Annotated in this window: 13 protein-coding genes; 7 read left to right on the top strand and 6 right to left on the bottom strand. The window is 62.9% G+C overall.

All coding sequences use genetic code 11. From position 1 onward, the window contains the following. Positions 1 to 391: 391 nt before the first annotated feature. A complete protein-coding gene (locus KHO31_RS14645; RefSeq protein WP_201071979.1) occupies positions 392 to 1,495 on the bottom strand; it encodes an NAD(P)H-dependent flavin oxidoreductase in 1,104 nt (367 codons plus the stop codon). 275 nt (positions 1,496 to 1,770) lie between these two features. On the opposite strand from KHO31_RS14645, the gene KHO31_RS14640 reads away from it, so the two are divergent. Beyond that, on the top strand, positions 1,771 to 2,469 hold the full coding sequence (locus KHO31_RS14640) for a dienelactone hydrolase family protein (RefSeq protein WP_201085904.1): 699 nt from the start codon (positions 1,771 to 1,773) through the stop codon (positions 2,467 to 2,469). Between the two features lie 52 nt (positions 2,470 to 2,521). Further along, positions 2,522 to 4,042 carry an amidase gene (locus tag KHO31_RS14635; protein WP_201071974.1) on the top strand — a complete coding sequence of 507 codons (1,521 nt, stop codon included), beginning with the start codon at positions 2,522 to 2,524 and terminating at the stop codon, positions 4,040 to 4,042. A gap of 96 nt (positions 4,043 to 4,138) precedes the next feature. On the opposite strand, the gene KHO31_RS14630 is transcribed toward KHO31_RS14635, so the two are convergent. The 4 genes from KHO31_RS14630 to KHO31_RS14615 form a co-directional block, all read right to left on the bottom strand. Next, positions 4,139 to 5,431, bottom strand: coding sequence for an MFS transporter (locus KHO31_RS14630; protein ID WP_211623608.1), 1,293 nt, complete (start codon positions 5,429 to 5,431; stop codon positions 4,139 to 4,141). 265 nt (positions 5,432 to 5,696) lie between these two features. After that, positions 5,697 to 6,008, bottom strand: coding sequence for a high-potential iron-sulfur protein (locus KHO31_RS14625; protein ID WP_154558896.1), 312 nt, complete (start codon positions 6,006 to 6,008; stop codon positions 5,697 to 5,699). Between the two features lie 199 nt (positions 6,009 to 6,207). Then, positions 6,208 to 7,314 (bottom strand): NAD(P)/FAD-dependent oxidoreductase, encoded by a 1,107-nt coding sequence (locus KHO31_RS14620; protein ID WP_201071969.1) that lies wholly within the window; start codon positions 7,312 to 7,314, stop codon positions 6,208 to 6,210. Between the two features lie 427 nt (positions 7,315 to 7,741). After that, positions 7,742 to 8,719: an AAA family ATPase gene (locus KHO31_RS14615; RefSeq protein WP_201071966.1), complete on the bottom strand. Its 978-nt coding sequence runs from the start codon at positions 8,717 to 8,719 to the stop codon at positions 7,742 to 7,744. 268 nt (positions 8,720 to 8,987) lie between these two features. Here KHO31_RS14615 and KHO31_RS14610 point away from each other — a divergent pair, with 268 nt between their 5' ends. Next, a complete protein-coding gene (locus tag KHO31_RS14610) occupies positions 8,988 to 9,491 on the top strand; it encodes a hypothetical protein (RefSeq protein ID WP_201071963.1) in 504 nt (167 codons plus the stop codon). A gap of 84 nt (positions 9,492 to 9,575) precedes the next feature. Beyond that, positions 9,576 to 10,373 carry an endonuclease/exonuclease/phosphatase family protein gene (locus KHO31_RS14605; RefSeq protein ID WP_201071960.1) on the top strand — a complete coding sequence of 266 codons (798 nt, stop codon included), beginning with the start codon at positions 9,576 to 9,578 and terminating at the stop codon, positions 10,371 to 10,373. Between the two features lies 1 nt (position 10,374). Here the strand turns inward: KHO31_RS14605 and KHO31_RS14600 are convergent, their stop codons facing one another. Further along, on the bottom strand, positions 10,375 to 11,364 hold the full coding sequence (locus KHO31_RS14600; RefSeq protein ID WP_201071957.1) for an aldose 1-epimerase: 990 nt from the start codon (positions 11,362 to 11,364) through the stop codon (positions 10,375 to 10,377). Between the two features lie 308 nt (positions 11,365 to 11,672). On the opposite strand from KHO31_RS14600, the gene KHO31_RS14595 reads away from it, so the two are divergent. The 3 genes from KHO31_RS14595 to KHO31_RS14585 all read left to right on the top strand — a co-directional run bounded on the left by KHO31_RS14595 (position 11,673) and on the right by KHO31_RS14585 (position 15,825). Continuing rightward, on the top strand, positions 11,673 to 12,755 hold the full coding sequence (locus tag KHO31_RS14595; RefSeq protein WP_211623606.1) for a LacI family DNA-binding transcriptional regulator: 1,083 nt from the start codon (positions 11,673 to 11,675) through the stop codon (positions 12,753 to 12,755). 113 nt (positions 12,756 to 12,868) lie between these two features. Then, a complete protein-coding gene (locus tag KHO31_RS14590) occupies positions 12,869 to 13,888 on the top strand; it encodes an ABC transporter substrate-binding protein (protein ID WP_201071950.1) in 1,020 nt (339 codons plus the stop codon). A 371-nt stretch (positions 13,889 to 14,259) separates the two neighbouring features. After that, a complete protein-coding gene (locus KHO31_RS14585) occupies positions 14,260 to 15,825 on the top strand; it encodes a sugar ABC transporter ATP-binding protein (RefSeq protein ID WP_236060860.1) in 1,566 nt (521 codons plus the stop codon). Positions 15,826 to 15,916 lie beyond the last annotated feature (91 nt).

Here is a 15,916-nt window from a genome sequence, read left to right as displayed (position 1 = left end):
GTGCCCCCGCTTCCCTACACGTGTCGCTCAGTCCCGTGGACGACCACGCCGGTTGCATCGTTCATGCACTTGGCCAGCACCCTCACCAACCTGTTTGTGGCAGGCGGCAAACCGTACTTGCGCGCAAGTGTAGGCCATCAAATTAAATTGTGGGACTTTTTTGAGGAAGTGGGATGAACACTAATAGCGTTTATCCAACAGAGGCCGATTCCGACTGGATAGACAGGCTGGAAAGCACCAGCCCATGCGGGTTTCCGCCAGGTGAGCGTTTCGTCTAACAGGAGAGCCTAAAGCTTTTAGCGTGTTAAACCGTTAATGGTTCAAATAGGCTTTGCGCTTAAAGACGAGGCGCGTCGCGGGTCACTGCGAGGCGCGCCTGATTCAGACTGAATCAACGTTTGGGCGCGGCGATGCGTGCTGCCGCAGCGTGCCACTCCTGCTCGAGTTGCCCGACCAGTTCTGCCGCGCCGAGGCCTTCCCGGCGCTTGCGGCCAAGCGGCGCGCCCTGGCCTGACCATAGAGACAGATAGTCGCCGTTATCCGCGCGGCTCGCGGTTTGACGCAGTTCTTGAGTCAAGGCGTTTTGCGTCGGATACGGCGCGACCTTATGCGCCGACTCGCTCAAGCGTTGCATCAACGGATTGCGTATGCCGCGCGCATGACGGCCGGTGATCGCGCGCGTCACGGAAGTCGACGTGTCCGACATCGAACGCACTCGGGTTTTCCATGCCTGCGGTATCGCACTCTCCAGACAGGTGAGGAACGCGGTGCCCATCACCGCGGCTTGCGCGCCGAGCGCGAGCGCCGCGACGATACCGCGTCCGTCCATGATGCCGCCGGCGGCCAGCACCGGCAGACCGGTCGCATCGACGAGTTGCGGCACGAGCGCCATCGTGCCGACCAGCGCCTCTTCGAATTCACCGATGAAGGTGCCGCGATGCGCGCCCGCCTCCGCGCCTTGTGCGGCGATTGCATCGGCGCCCGCGTCGCGCCAGGCGATACCCTCGGCAACATGAGTCGCGGTTCCTATTACATATAGGCCGTTTGCATGCAGACGGGCGACGTCGGCGGCAGAGAGCAGTCCGAACGTGAAGCTCGCCACCGGCACGCGCAATTCAATCAGCGTCTCCAGTTGCGCGCGGAAATCCGGCGCATAGCGGTCGAGCGGCTGGCCCGGCGGCAAACCGAGGTCCGTGCGCAATGGATCGATTGCTTCGAGCGCGGAGCGCACAGTGGCCTCGTCCGGCGCGGCCGGCTCCAGTACAAACAGATTCACGCCGAAGGGGCGATCCGTCAGCGCGCGAATCGCCGCGACTTCGCTCGCGATCTTCTCGGGCGACAACGCTGCCGCCGCCAGAAAACCGAGGCCGCCGGCATTCGAGACCGCGGCGACCAGCGCCGGCGTCGTTGCGCCGCCGGCCATCGGCGCCTGCACGACCGGCACCCGCAATTCGAAACGCGCCGCAAACGGCGTCACAAAACTGCCTTCGCTCATGATCGATTCCCTCTCCGACAATGTGGCTGCGGCATCGGCGATGCCTTGACTCTGGACTGTACCGAGCCCTGCGCGCGCGGGAAAATGAATAATCGAGAATGTTTCAATCGCCTTACGAGATTAGCGCCGCGCTACGGGCGTTTTCAGCCCGCGCGTGACCTCGCTGCAAGGCGTTTCTTTTGATGGCAAACTGACCGCCCGCTTCAGGCATTCAGGCCTCCGGCATTCATTCAGACTGACCCCGCGCATCAACACACGGGTAAATGGAGAGCAACATGAGCACGACTTCCCGCTGGATCGACATTCCCGCAGGCAACGACAGTTTCGGCGGCTATCTGGCGCTGCCCAAAGGCGGCAAGGGACCGGCCGTCATCATCATTCAGGAGATCTTTGGCGTGAACAGCCATATCCGCTCGGTCGCGGATCAGTACGCGCAGGACGGCTACGTCGCACTCGCGCCGGACGTGTTCTGGCGTGTGCAGCCGCGCGTCGAATTGACGTATGACGGAGCGGATCGCGAGAAGGGCATCGAACTGATGCAAAAGACCAATGTCGACCTGGCGGTGGCCGATATTGGCGCAGCCGCCGCTGCGCTGCGCGCGATGCCCGAGGTGACCGGCAAAGTTGCGGCGATCGGCTTCTGCTTCGGCGGTCAGCTCGCGTATCTGGCAGCCGCGCAAGGCACGCTCGACGGCGCGGTTGCGTACTATGGCGGCGGCATTCAGAACAAGCTCGAGCAGGCCGCGAAGATCAAAGTGCCGATGCAATTCCACTACGGCGAACTCGACGCGCATATTCCGCTGTCGGCTGTCGGCCAGATTCAGGAGCGCTTCGCCGGCCGCACCGATGCGGAATTCAACATTTATCCGAACGCCGATCACGGCTTCAACTGCTCGGACCGCGCGTCGTATAACCAGCCCGCCGCAGCGCTGGCGCATGGACGCACGCTGACCTTCCTCGGTGAACGGCTGTAACGCGCGGCTGTAACTGGCAGATCCAACACTCGATAGCGAGGCCCCCACCGCCGTGCAATCAGACTATCTCGCCCATGACGCCATCGGCCTCGCCGAACTGGTTCGAAGCCGCGAAGCAAGCGCGCGCGAGTTGCTGGACATCGCGATCTCCCGCACCGAGGCCGTCAATCCCGCCATCAATGCGATCGTCCTGAAGGATTACGACGCAGCGCGTCAGCGTGCCTCGCAAGATGACGCGAGCAGAGCGAACGGCGCGAACCAGACGGATGATAGAAGCGCGCAAGCGGCGCTCGCGGGCGTGCCCTATCTGATCAAGGATCTGGGCGCGGCAGTCGCCGGGCTGCGCATGGCGATGGGCAGCCGTCACTATCGGCACTTCATCCCTAACCAGGATGCACCGGTCGTCGCGCTCGCGAAAGCAGCCGGCCTCAATATCTTCGCCAAGACCAGCACCTCCGAGCTCGGCCAGATGCCTTATACGGAGCCCGAATTGTTTGGCGCGTGCCGCAATCCGTGGAATCTCGACCACACGCCTGGCGGCTCAAGCGGCGGTGCGGCCGCGGCGGTCGCCGCGGGCATCGTGCCGCTCGCGCATGCATCGGATGGCGGCGGCTCGATTCGCATTCCCGCTTCATGTTGCGGACTGTTCGGCCTCAAGCCTTCCCGCGGACGTGTGCCGCGCGCGACGCCGACCGCCGCGGCCGGCGAACTCGGCATCGATCACGCGGTATCGCGCAGCGTGCGCGACAGTGCGTTGCTGCTCGATCTGCTGGCAGGCAACGCTGACCGGCCGCTCGGCGCGCCGGGCACGTTCCTCGGCGCAAGCCGCGAGCCCTGCAAGCCGTTGAACATTGCCTACGTCACCGATCCGATGCTGGCGCCCTCGCTCTCCGCCGACTCGCGCGCCGCACTCGACGACGCCGCGCAACTCGCCAGTTCGCTAGGCCATAACATCGAACCGGTTTCGCTCGGCATCGATTTCGCGGCGGTCCGCCATGCGTTCCTGATGCTCTGGTCGGTGACGGCGGAAGAAATGGTGCTGCACGCCGATCGCGTTACCGGCCGCAAACCGCTCCGCGACGAATTCGAAATCTCGACGTGGGCAATGGCGCACGTTGGCCGCAAACTCGGCGAGCGCGGCCTGCCAGGCGCGCTCGAAGAACAGCGCCGCATTACCGAACGCCTCACCGATTTGCTGAACCGTTACGACGTGCTCCTGTGCGCGACGCTCGCCGGCTCACCGATCAAGATCGGCGAAATGCAGCCGACGTCCGCGGAGCGCATGCAGATGCGCGCCGTCACCGCCATGCCGCTCGAGCCTTTGGTGAAGAAGCTGCTGACCGAAGCGTCGAACAAGGCGTTCTCTTGGGCGGGGTGCACGGAGTTGTTCAATTTGAGCGGGCAACCGGCGATGTCGGTGCCGCTCTACTGGAACGCACGCGGGCTGCCTGTCGGGGTGCAGTTCGCCACGCGTAACGGCGGTGAAGCAACGCTGTTGCGACTGGCCGCGCAACTCGAAGCGGCGCGGCCATGGTTCGACAAACGGCCGCCGTTGATCCCGGCACGCAGTTAGACGAAGGGCGCCCGCCGAGCCGACTCGGGCGTCTACTCAGGCAGAGGCGCAGGCAACGACCGACGAATCAGCGCTGGCTGCCGCTCGACCAGATGCTCAAGCCGGTTTGCGCTGCGCATCGAGATCCGCATGGCGCTTGCCGGGGATGCACGCCACCGCAACGATCGACAGTGCCAGTCCGCCCATCACGTAGTAAGTCGGCGCGAGCGGCGAACCCGTGGTGTTGATGAGCCACGTCACGACGAAAGGCCCGAAGCCGCCGAACAGTATCACCGCGACGTTGTACGCGAGCGATAAACCAATCGAGCGCACGTTAGCCGGGAACAGTTCGGCGATCAACGCGCCGAACGGTCCGTAATAGCCGGACAGCGTAATCGACAGAAGCGACTGCACGAGAATCAGTTTCGATACGCTCGGCTCCGCCGCGAGCCACGCGAAGAGCGGGTAGATGATCACCAGCGTCAGTACCAGCGACCACAGCGAAAGCCCCTTGCGCCCGATCCTGTCCGACCATGCGCCCGTCAGCGGCGAAAGCACGGTCAACAGCAGATTGCCGACGATCACGGCGTAAAAGGATTGTGCATACGGCAGCTTCAGTTGCTTGACCGCGAAGGTCGGCAGATAACTGATCAGCACGTAGATCGTCACGGTGAGCGCGATCACCGCGCCGAGTCCGCACAGCACGTCGCGGCTATGGCTCGTGAACACTTCGCCGAGCGTCGCGCGTCGCGCCGTTTTTTGCGCGAGCAGAAAGGCTTCCGAATCGGAGAGATGCCGGCGCATATAAAAGCCGATCGGCCCGATGATCAAGCCCAGAATGAACGGTACACGCCAACCCCATGACTTCAGCGCCTCGGGCGAAAGGCCATGCGTAATTAACGCACCAACCACAGCGCCGAGCAGAAGCGCCGCTGCCTGACTCGCCATCTGCCAGCTGCCGTAGAAGCCACGCTTCGAGAACGGCGCCGCTTCGATCAGCAATGCAGTGGAACTGCCGAATTCACCGCCGGCGGAAAAGCCTTGCAGCAAACGCCCGAGCACAATCATTACAGGCGCGCCGATGCCGATCGCCGAATACGGTGGGGCAATCGCCAGCATCAGAATGCCGAGCGTCATCAGCGCGATCACGAGCGACAGCGCCGCCTTGCGTCCCGCGCGATCCGCGTAGAGTCCCAGTACGATGCCGCCGATCGGCCGCATGACAAACGCGACGCCGAAGGTTGCGGTGGTTAGCAGCATCGACGAATAGTCGTTGCCTGCCGGAAAGAACAATTGTGCGATCACCACCGTGAGGAAACCGAACACGGTGAAGTCGTACCATTCGAGCGCATTGCCGATCACAGCCGCCACGACTGCGCGCGTGTTGAGGCTCCTTGACGCTGGTGCCATTCGAATCTCCAGCCGGCGAAAAATGTCGCGTGGTACGGCGTCTCAGCGTAGATGTGCGTGAGCGCGCCTCAGCGTGACTGAGAAAAAACCGTGCCGCCCGCAGCAATGGCATTGGAGTGTAAAGAGCGCGCAAGCTGTTTTCAAGCAGCAAAAAGGCGTCTGTCGCGCAGGGCGGCAGACGCCTCGATGATCGGACCGCAGTCCGGCGCCGTCATGTTGCAGCGCATTTGCCGCGCCACTGAGCGTATGCGCGGCAGAAACGAAATCAGGCCTTCTTGTTATATGCGCTGCACCAACCCGTGCTCGCGACCTGCTTGCCCGCAAACATCGGGCAGCCCGCGTACGGGTCAGTCGGCTTGCCTTGATAAAAGCTGCAGTTGCCGCAGTCCTGGCCCGCTGCATACTTCGCGAACTTGGCCTTGTCGACTTTGCTCGCGTCAGCCTTGTAGCCAAGCGCTTGTGCGGTCGGATCGGTCTCGGCGACCTTCGGTGCGTCGGCGAAAGCCTGGCGCGACAGGGCAAACGTAGATGCCACACCGATGCTAGTGATCAAAAACGTACGACGGGAAGATTTCATGGGGACTCACTCCATTTATATTGAACTGATCGCCGTTCTGGTGACAGCGGTCCCCAAGGATAGCAACGAAGCCGTCGCGCGTGACGACTCAAATGATAGAGATAAGCGAATTGGTACGACGCCGCGCCCGAACATCGAGCACAGCGTGCCGGTAAATCACGTGACGCAAGACCCCGGGTGAAAACCCGGGGTGCGACGATTAGGCGCGGCCGCTCAATTCGCAGACGCGCTGCGCGATCGCCAGCGAGGCCGTCAATCCCGGCGATTCAATGCCGAACAGATTGACGAGCCCGCGCACGCCATGCGCGGCCGGCCCCTGGATCACGAAATCGGCGGCGGGCTCGCCCGGGCCGGAAAGCTTCGGACGAATCCCCGCATAAGCGGGCTGCAGCGCGTCGTCGGGAAGCGCGGGCCAGTACGCGCGAATCGCTGCGTAAAAGGAATCTGCGCGATGCGGGTCGACATCGTAATTGATCGCATCCACCCATTCGACGTCGGGACCGAAACGCGCCTGGCCGCCGAGATCGATCGTCAGATGCACACCGAGGCCGGCTTCGTTCGGCATCGGATAGATCAGACGGCTGAACGGCGCGCGCCCCGAGATGCTGAAGTAGTTGCCGCGCGCGAGGTAGAGCGGCGGCACATGGCGCGCGTCGAGGCCACGGATCGTGCGCGCCAGCGCGTTCGCCTGCAAACCGGCACTGTTGATCACACAGGCGGCGCTGATCGTGGTCGGTGCGCCGCCGCCCACCTTGATGATGAAGCGGCCGTTGCTCGCCTCGATCGCCTCGACCGGTGCATGGAACGCGCACACTGCGCCGTCGCGCTCGGCGTCGCCCTGAATCGCCAGCATCAACTGGTGACTGTCAACGATGCCCGTCTGCGGCGAGAACACGGCCTCCACACATTCGAGCGCGGGCTCGAGCGCTTGCGCCTGGTCGCCGCTGATCCGCATCAGGTCGAGCACACCGTTCTCACGGCCCTTCGCCATGATGCTTTCGAGTTGAGGAATCTGATTGCGCGAGGTGGCGACCAGCAGTTTGCCGCAGCGCGAATGCGGCACGTTGTGCTCGACGCAGTAGTCGTAGAGCATCTCGCGGCCACGCACGCAGAGCGCTGCTTTCAACGAACCACGTGGATAGTAGATCCCCGCGTGAATCACTTCGCTATTGCGCGAGCTGGTGCCCACGCCGATTGCTTCGGCCGCTTCCAGCACGATCACCTCGCGCCCGCGCGCCGCCAGCGCGCGCGCCACCGCGAGACCGATCACGCCCGCGCCGATCACCACACATTCGATTTGATCCATGTCCCTTGACGCGGCTGACCTCGCCGCGCACTGCCTCGTTCACCCGATATAGATGAAAACAGCATGCGGCTATCGAGGACCGCACACCGCTCGCTGTCGAACGCACCTGGCCTTACGCAACCGCCTTACAAAATTGTACGACGCTGCACAGACAGAAATGCCCGCACGGACGACTGCGGGCATTTCTGTCTGGAGAAGCTCTAAAACGCATAGGCCGGACGGAGTCAGTGTACGCCGTCGAAGGTCGCCACGCTCGATCTTCATGCGGGCGCGATGCGGTCTCATGCCCTGTGGTGAAATGCAGTCGCATCTCACAATTAGCAACAATTGCCGAAGCATTTATTGTGTTTTTCGTATGGACGCCCGATTCTGAGCCATAAAAAAGCCGTCAGAAGGCGGCTTTCAAGCAAAAAAAGGGTAAAAAACCTCAAAAACCAATTGGTTTCCGGCGATTTCCGTAATCCAGACGGATGTCGCCGGCTTCGATCCGATCCCGCCCGTCGATGCGCGCCGCGCCGAATCCATTCAGAATCGCGCGCCGCATTTCACGCGGCGAAGCCAGCTTCAGCGCATCGAGCGCCGCGTCGCCGAGCGTTTCGGGAAAACGCAGACCCCAGTTATGCGCCGAGCGAATCTCGTCGTAGATCGATTGAGCGATACGGCGTGCGCCATCACGATCCGGAGGCGGAATCTCGTACACGTTCATCCGGTTGAGGATCGGCTCCGGAATCGAGCGCTCGTCGTTCGCCGTGGCGATCCAGATCACGTGGCCGGCGTTGATCGGAATCTCGGCGAATTCGTCGATAAAGGTCTGTGCCGTGTCGTGCTCAAGCAGCGCGTACAGCGCGCCGAGCGGATCGTATTGCGAATCGCCGGTGCACTTGTCGATTTCATCGACGGCGATCACGGGGTTCGCGTAGCTGCCGTTCACGAGCGCATCGAACACCTTGCCGGGCTTCGCGTTCTTCCACTGCGACGAGGCTCCCGACAGAATCCACCCCGCCGTCAGCGAACTCATCGCCACGTATTGATAGGCGGTGCCGAGCAGGCGCGCCAACTGCTTGGCGAAGTGCGTCTTGCCGATGCCCGGGTCGCCAAGCAGCAGGATCGGCATCAGTTCGAGCCGGTCTTCGGTCTCGAGACACAAGGCGACCTGCTTGCGGATATCGTCGAGCGGCTCTGAAAAGTTGGGCAGCGCCTCGATCAGGTCGTCGATCGAGGGCATCCGGTTCGGCTTGACGCAGAAGCGCAGATTGCCGGTTTTCAGCATCTTTTCGTAAGTGGCGCGCAGCGCCTCGTTCGCGCCCTCGCCGAGATCGTTCAGCGCGTGTTCGACCTGATCGAGGTCGTATACCCGGCTGAAAGACGCCACGGCGATTTCCTGTTTGACCATTGCTGTTGTCATGGCTCACCCCGTCTGACTGGTCCTGCTGCTGCGGCACCTGGTGGGCGCCGTTTCAAGTCCAGTGTAACGAGGCCATATTCGTGTGCAAGCCAGCAGTCGTGCGGCTCTGCTGCTAACAACAGCTTGTTTTCGGGGGCGCCCCACCTCACCTGAAATAGTGTGTTGCTGAACCCGGCCCTGTTTGAAGTGTCAGAAAAGCGTTCAGCCCATCAGGCGTAAGATGGCCCTCTGACTACTCTGCCGGATGCAGTGACCGGAGACTCTTTTTATGTGGAAAAACAGTATCGCCGCCGTGCTGGCCGCCGCATTGTTCGGCACCTCGCTGCTTGCGAATGCGCAAGGGTCGGCCCAGCAGGCCGTGCAATGGCAATTGCAGGTCATGCGCGACGGCCAGCAGATCGATTCATTCGACGGCACCACCACCGTCGGCCAGGCGCGCACGGACACGCATCACAAGGTGGTGCAGCATAACGTCGGCTGTAAAGATCAGCCTGGCGGCAGCATCGATCTGGCGCGCACGCTGACGGTCTCGCCGCTGCAGGCGAATGCGAACGCGGTCACCCTGTCGATCGAAGCCCAGGAAACGTTCGAGGAAGACGCCGCGCAGCAAACCGATACCGGCTGCAAGCTGCCGCCGCAACCGCGTCAGGTGAACGCGAGCCATCCCGGCCTGAAGGTGCCGGCAGGCCAATGGGCCAGCTGGACGATCGTCGACAAGAATCCGAACCTGGTCTATCGCGTGCGTGCGAGTCTCGCGAACAGCCCGAATTGAGGCAAACAGGCGGCAATCCAGCGCGACTCAAAGTGAACTCAAGCGAATAACTGAAGCCCCAACAGAACACGTGGACAATGCGGCATGCGAAACCCCGAAGAATTGATCCGCGAGAGCGTAGCGCCCAAGGATTTCATTGCGGTGAGCTGGAATCTGCACAAAGGCCGCACACCGCTCGGTTTTCAAGCCTGGCAGGCGATGCAGCGCTGGGTTCAGTCGACCCATGCGGACGCGTATTTTTTGCAGGAAGCGATGGCGCGGCGCATGCCCTCGCCGATCCTGGCAAGTAGCTTCGGCTCGCCGCTCGCCGATCCGTTAAGCGATGTCTGGCATTGCCAGGCTACTGAGATCGCACGCGCCGCCGAACTCGAAATCGCACTTGGGCCGAACGTGTTCAAGCCGTCATGGCGGCATGGCAATGCGATTTTGTCGCCACATCCACTCGATCTCGGCGGGCGCTGGGACATCTCCGCGCATCGCTTCGAAAAGCGCGGCTTGCTGGTGGCGCGGGCAACCTTCGGCGGTCATTCGGTCACGCTGTTGTGCGCGCATCTCGCGCTCACGCGCTCGGCGCGCTTGCGGCAGATGAACTGGATCGCACACTGGATTGCGAAGGAAGCACCGGAAGGTCCGCTGGTGCTGGCAGGCGACTTCAACGACTGGCGTAACGACTCGGTGCCGCTCTTCGCGGAACATGGCTTGCAGGAAGTGGCGACGCTGCTCGGCGAATCGGGCCGCACATTCCCCGCCTTCTCGCCGGCGCTCGCACTCGACAAGATGTTCGTGCGTGGCATGCAGCCGATCGAATGGATCCAGCCGACGCAGGAAACCGCGTGGCTGTCAGATCACTTGCCCTATATGGCGCGGTTGCGGGTGGAGTGAGCTAGCCTCTTCGCGGCGTCCATACCAGCGTCGCGGCGATTTCCTCGCCCGGCAGCAACACGCATCCACCCACCTGTTCCTGCATGCCGACTGCGTTGAAACAATCGGTGGTGTTCGTCACCGGTTCCACGCACAGTTGCGCATCGTTCGCCGGCGCGAATACCACCAAGTGATCGAAGGGCGCATCGGCGGTCATCGTCAGTTGACGGTGTTCGTCGGGCCATGCAATCGTCGCCTCGTGCGACCAGTTAGCAAAGTTGTTGTCGAGCTCGAATGCGTCCGGCGACATGCCGTCGCGCAGCGCCTCGATCGCGGGGTGTGGGCCGAGATGCGTGGGCAGCACGTCAGCGTCGGCATGCCACATGGCTTGCACGTCCGCGTAGACGCGGGTCTGTGCGGTGCGCGGATAGTACGGGTGATGGCCCATGCCGAAGGGCATCGGCCGGTCACCGAGATTCTGCGCGGACAACGTGATGCGCAGCGCGCCGCCGATCAACTCGATGCGTTGCTGCGCGCGATAGCGAAACGGCCAGTCCCCGGGCTGCTGCGAATCCGGTTCGTGTTCGAAGTGCAATTCCACCGAACTTTCCGCGCGTGCCCGCACCCGCCACGGATGCCGCCACGCATTGCCATGCAGCGCGTGCGCAAAACGCAGATCATTGCCGCTCAGATCGACCGTGCCGCCGTCGAACTGGAAGCGTGCGTCGCGAATCCGGTTGCAGTAGGGAAAGAGCGGAAAGCTCGCCATCCGCAGCGGATCGCGTTCATCGAACGCCGCTTGCGTGGCCGGCCGCAGCCAGTGCAGCGGGCCTTCAGGCGTCGACTCGTAGTAAGCCGCCAGCGCGCCGCCTACTTCAGGCGCGATCACCACCCGCAAGGCGCCCGCCGCGAGCGTGACAAGCGTCGGGGCGATCACGGGGTCGTCGAGCCATGTGAGCTCGGTGAGCTCAGTGACGAAGGGCCGGACCGGGTTCAAGGAAACGTCGCGCATGGTCAGAAAAGGCCGGGCCTCAGGCGGATGGCTGCATGAACGCGCATCGATGTCTCCTATGACGTGCCACGCACAGCGCGCGGCCGGCGAACCGTCAGGGTCCGCGCGACCGAGAATCGCACGCCAAAGTGGATCGGTCAATATTATTAGTAATAAAATGATCTAAACAAGCCATCCCGTGTCTTATCAAAACTCCCAAATGACGGGTTAGCGCGCGTTGTCGCACACATATTATTAGTGGTACCGTCAGCACCACACATGCCACCGGCATGCTCCTGCTTTCGCGCCGCTGCAGCGCGGCTCACACAATGAAAAAATCGACTCAACGCCGTCCGACCATGACCGATATCGCCAAGCTCACCGGCGTGTCGCAATCCACCGTCTCGCTCGTTCTGAACAACGCGACCGGCGCAAAATTCTCCGAGACCACCCGCAACAAGGTGCTGAAGGCCGCGCACGATCTCGGCTACCGGCTTTCGCTGCGCGAACCGGTATCGGTTTCGGACGATGAGCGCAATCTGATCGTCTATCTGGCCGACGAGATTTCCACCAGTCCGCATCCGGTGGTCAACATCGATGGCGCGCGCGACGCGGCCTATGCGAGCGGCAAGATGCTCGCCGTCTACTCGACGCACGGCAACGCCGACATCGAAAAGCAGGTGCTCGACGCGACGTTGTCGAACCCGCACGTATTCGGCGTGATCTACGCGACCGTCTACACCCGCAAGGTCACCCCGCCGGCGGCGCTCTCGAAGGTGCCCACCGTGCTGCTGAACTGCTACACGAGCGAAGGCGGGTTTTCATCGGTGGTGCCCGCCGAGGTCGCGGGCGGCCATCTGGCGACCGACTATCTGCTGCAGTCGGGGCATCGGCGGATCGGCTACATCAACGGCGAGCCGTGGCAGGATGCCTCGAAAGACCGCCTCAAGGGCTATCGCACCGCGCTCGTCACCGCCGACCTGCCGTACGCACCGGAATTGGTACGCGACGGCGACTGGAGTTCGGGCGTCGGCTTCGAAATGACACTCTCCTTGATGCGCGAGACTCATCCGCCGACCGCCATCTTCTGCGCCAACGACCTGACCGCGCTCGGCGCGATCGAGGCCTTGAAGCAACTCGGCCTGCGCGTGCCCGAAGACATTTCCGTGCTCGGCTACGACGACCAGGAAATTGCCCGTCACACGCATCCGCCGCTGTCGACGGTGGTGCTGCCGAACTACGAACTGGGACGCTGGGCCGTCGAAACCTTGCTTCAGGAAGAACACAACCGCGAAGCCGGCGCACCGGTTCGGCATCGGCTCGTAAAACTCGACGGACCGCTCGTCGAACGCGGCTCGGTCAGGGTAATTACCGAGGCAAAAAAGCCAATAATTAATATTATTAGTGATTGACCGATAATAATTCTCGGTGAAATAATCGGCACGTCCGGTCAGGGTGAAAGCGCTCGGCCGGCAGGAGAAACACTAAAAAGCAAATACACCTCACCAGGTACTGGAGGAAGACAATGGCGTCGCTCAACACGCAGTCGCGCAAGCACGCGCGCAAGCAACAGATTCGTCCGCTGGCAGGTTCGCTGCTGGCTCTGGCAATCGGTTTCGGCGTCGCCACGGCGCACGCCGACGACGCGCTGCCGAAGCTAGTCAACAAGACGCCGATGAAAGTCGGCTTCGCGCAGACTGAAAGCAACAATCCGTGGCGTCTCGCGGAAACCAAAAGCTTCAAGGACGTCGCCGCAAAGTGCGGCTGGCAGATCGTGATGACCGACGCCAACGGCTCCAACTCCAAACAGGTCTCGGACATTCAAAGCATGATCGCGCAGCACGTCGATCTGCTGGTGTTCCCGCCACGCGAAGAAAAACCGCTTGCGCCGGTCGTGCTGCAAGCTAAAAAGGCCGGCATTCCGGTGATCCTGGTCGACCGCGACGTCGATCAGTCGGTGGCCAAGGCGGGTCGCGACTACATCACCTTCATCGGCTCCGACTTCATCGATCAGGGCCATCGTGCCGCTGACTGGCTGGTCAAGGCGACCGGCGGCAAGGCGAAGATCATCGAACTCGAGGGCACCACCGGTGCATCCGCGGCGAACGATCGCAAGAAGGGCTTCGACGAAATCATCGCGAAGAATCCGGGCATGACGATCATTGCGTCGCAAAGCGGCGACTTCGCGCGCGACAAGGGCCGTCAGGTGATGGAAACGTTGTTGCAGGCGCATCCGGACGTGACCGCCGTCTACGCGCATAACGACGAGATGGCGCTTGGCGCGATCGCCGCGATCAAGGCGGCCGGCAAGCAACCGGGCAAAGACATCCAGATCGTCACGATCGACGGCACCAAGGGCGGCATGGACGCGATCGCCGCCGGCGAACTCGGCGCGAGCGTGCAGTCGAGCCCGTTCTTCGGCCCGCTCGCCTGCGACGTCGCCCAGCGCTACGCCAAGGGCGAAAAGATCCCGACGTGGGTCAAGGTGTCCGACCGCTTCTACGACAAGAGCAACGTGCAGCAGAGCATGCAGTACGGCTATTGATCGACAGCTGCAGCCGAGCGTGCGGTTTTTGTAGCTTGAGGGCAGTGCTTTAGCGGAGTGTCCACGCGCCATTCCTCGAAGAAAGCCTCTTTGGGGGCAGTGCCCGCAGGACGTCCCCGCCCCGAATCACTCTCCTCGGGGGGCAGGTGACGGGAAGGGTTCGGAGCGACGCGTTCGTGGCAGCACGGGCCGTCGCTTCGCTTTTATGCGGCGTAACATGGTTCGGCGACACTGCCTGAACAGAGCCCGAACGAATGGCCACAGCGGCTCGGACGTGCAACGCATGCAGCACACGCATCAGGAGGACACCCGTGACGGAATCCGGCAAAGAGACGCCACACTCTCCCCTTACCCGTCCGCCGCTGCTCGAGATGCAGGACATCGGCATCAGCTTCGGCGGCGTACCCGCGTTGCGCAGCGCCAACCTGAGCGTGGCAGCCGGCGAAGTGCACGCGCTGATCGGCCAGAACGGCGCCGGCAAATCGACCATGATCAAGATCCTGACCGGCGCGTATCGGCGCGGCTCGGGCAGCGTGCGATTCGAAGGCCGCGAAGTCGATTTCCGCACGCCGAAGCAGGCGCGTGAAGCCGGCATCAGCACGATCTATCAGGAGATCAACCTGGTGCCGTTCCGCTCGGTGGCGGAGAACATTTTCCTCGGCCGCGAGCCACGCCGCTTCGGCCTGATCGACTGGCGCGCGGTGCAGCAACGCGCCGCCGCCCTGCTCGAATCGTTCGGTTTGCAGATCGATGTGAAGAAGCCGGTCAGCCGCTATTCGACCGCGATCCAGCAGATGGTGGCGCTCGCGCGCGCCGTCTCGTCGGACACGAAGATGGTCATCATGGACGAGTCCACCTCGTCGCTCGATGAACGCGAAGTGGAATTGCTCTTCACCGTGGTGCGCAAACTGCGCGACGACGGCCGCGCGGTGATCTTCGTCTCGCACCGGCTCGACGAACTGTATGCGCTGTGCGACCGCGTTACCGTGATGCGCGACGGCCAGACGGTCGCGCAAAGCACGATGGGGGAGATGGACAAACTTCAACTCGTCACGACGATGCTCGGCCGCACGCTTGCCGCCGTCGTGCAGGAAGACGCCGCGGCGCGTGAGGCGAACCTCGCTCGGCGCGGCAAGCAGGCCATCGTCGCGACGCATCTGGGCACCCATCCGAGGGTGAGCGACGTGTCGCTCGACGTGCATGCGGGCGAAGCCGTGGGTCTCGCGGGCCTGCTCGGTTCGGGCCGGACCGAGACCATGCGCCTGATGTTCGGCGCCGATCCTCTCGAACAAGGGTCATTGACGATTGGCGGAGAGGCGGTGGCATTGAAGTCGCCGCAGGACGCCATCGCGCGCGGCCTCGCTTACCTCACCGAGGACCGAAAAGCCGAAGGCATCGTCCCCGAACTCTCGGTGCGCGACAACCTCACGCTCGTCTGCCTGCGCACGCTGGCGAAGAACGGCGTGGTCGATGTGAAGAAACAGCAGGCAATTGTCGACCGTTTCATTGCGTCGCTCGGTATCAAGCTGCGTTCGGCCGACCAGCCGATTCGCGAACTCTCGGGCGGCAATCAGCAGAAGGTCCTGCTCGCGCGCTGGCTCGCCGCCGAGCCGTCTCTGCTGCTGCTCGACGAACCGACGCGCGGCATCGACGTCGGCGCCAAAGCCGACGTGGCGAAGATCGTGCGCGAACTGCGCGATGCAGGCCTCGCAGTGCTGCTGTCCGCATCCGAACTCGAGGAACTGACGGCGGTGGCCGACCGCGCGGTGGTGATCCGCGACGGCCGCACGGTCGCCGAACTGAACGGCGCGGACATGAGCGAGACAGCGATAATGGACGCCATCGCCTACGGCAGCGAAGGCCAGTCGCAACTGGCCGAAGCCGCCCAGACCGCACATATCGAAGACGCGTTGGAGGGCGACCGTCATGGCGCTTAAGTTGCACACTGAGTCGTTGCACACCGAACCGCCGCAACCCCAAACCGCGCCGCAGAGGCCGGACGCAACCGCGCCGCGCGCCACGGCCGCA

This window comes from Paraburkholderia domus (genome assembly GCF_905220705.1).
In the GTDB taxonomy this organism is placed as follows: Bacteria; Pseudomonadota; Gammaproteobacteria; order Burkholderiales; family Burkholderiaceae; genus Paraburkholderia; species Paraburkholderia domus.
The sequence above is the reverse complement of the archived record's forward strand: the minus strand, read 5'-3'. Positions and strand labels throughout refer to the sequence as shown.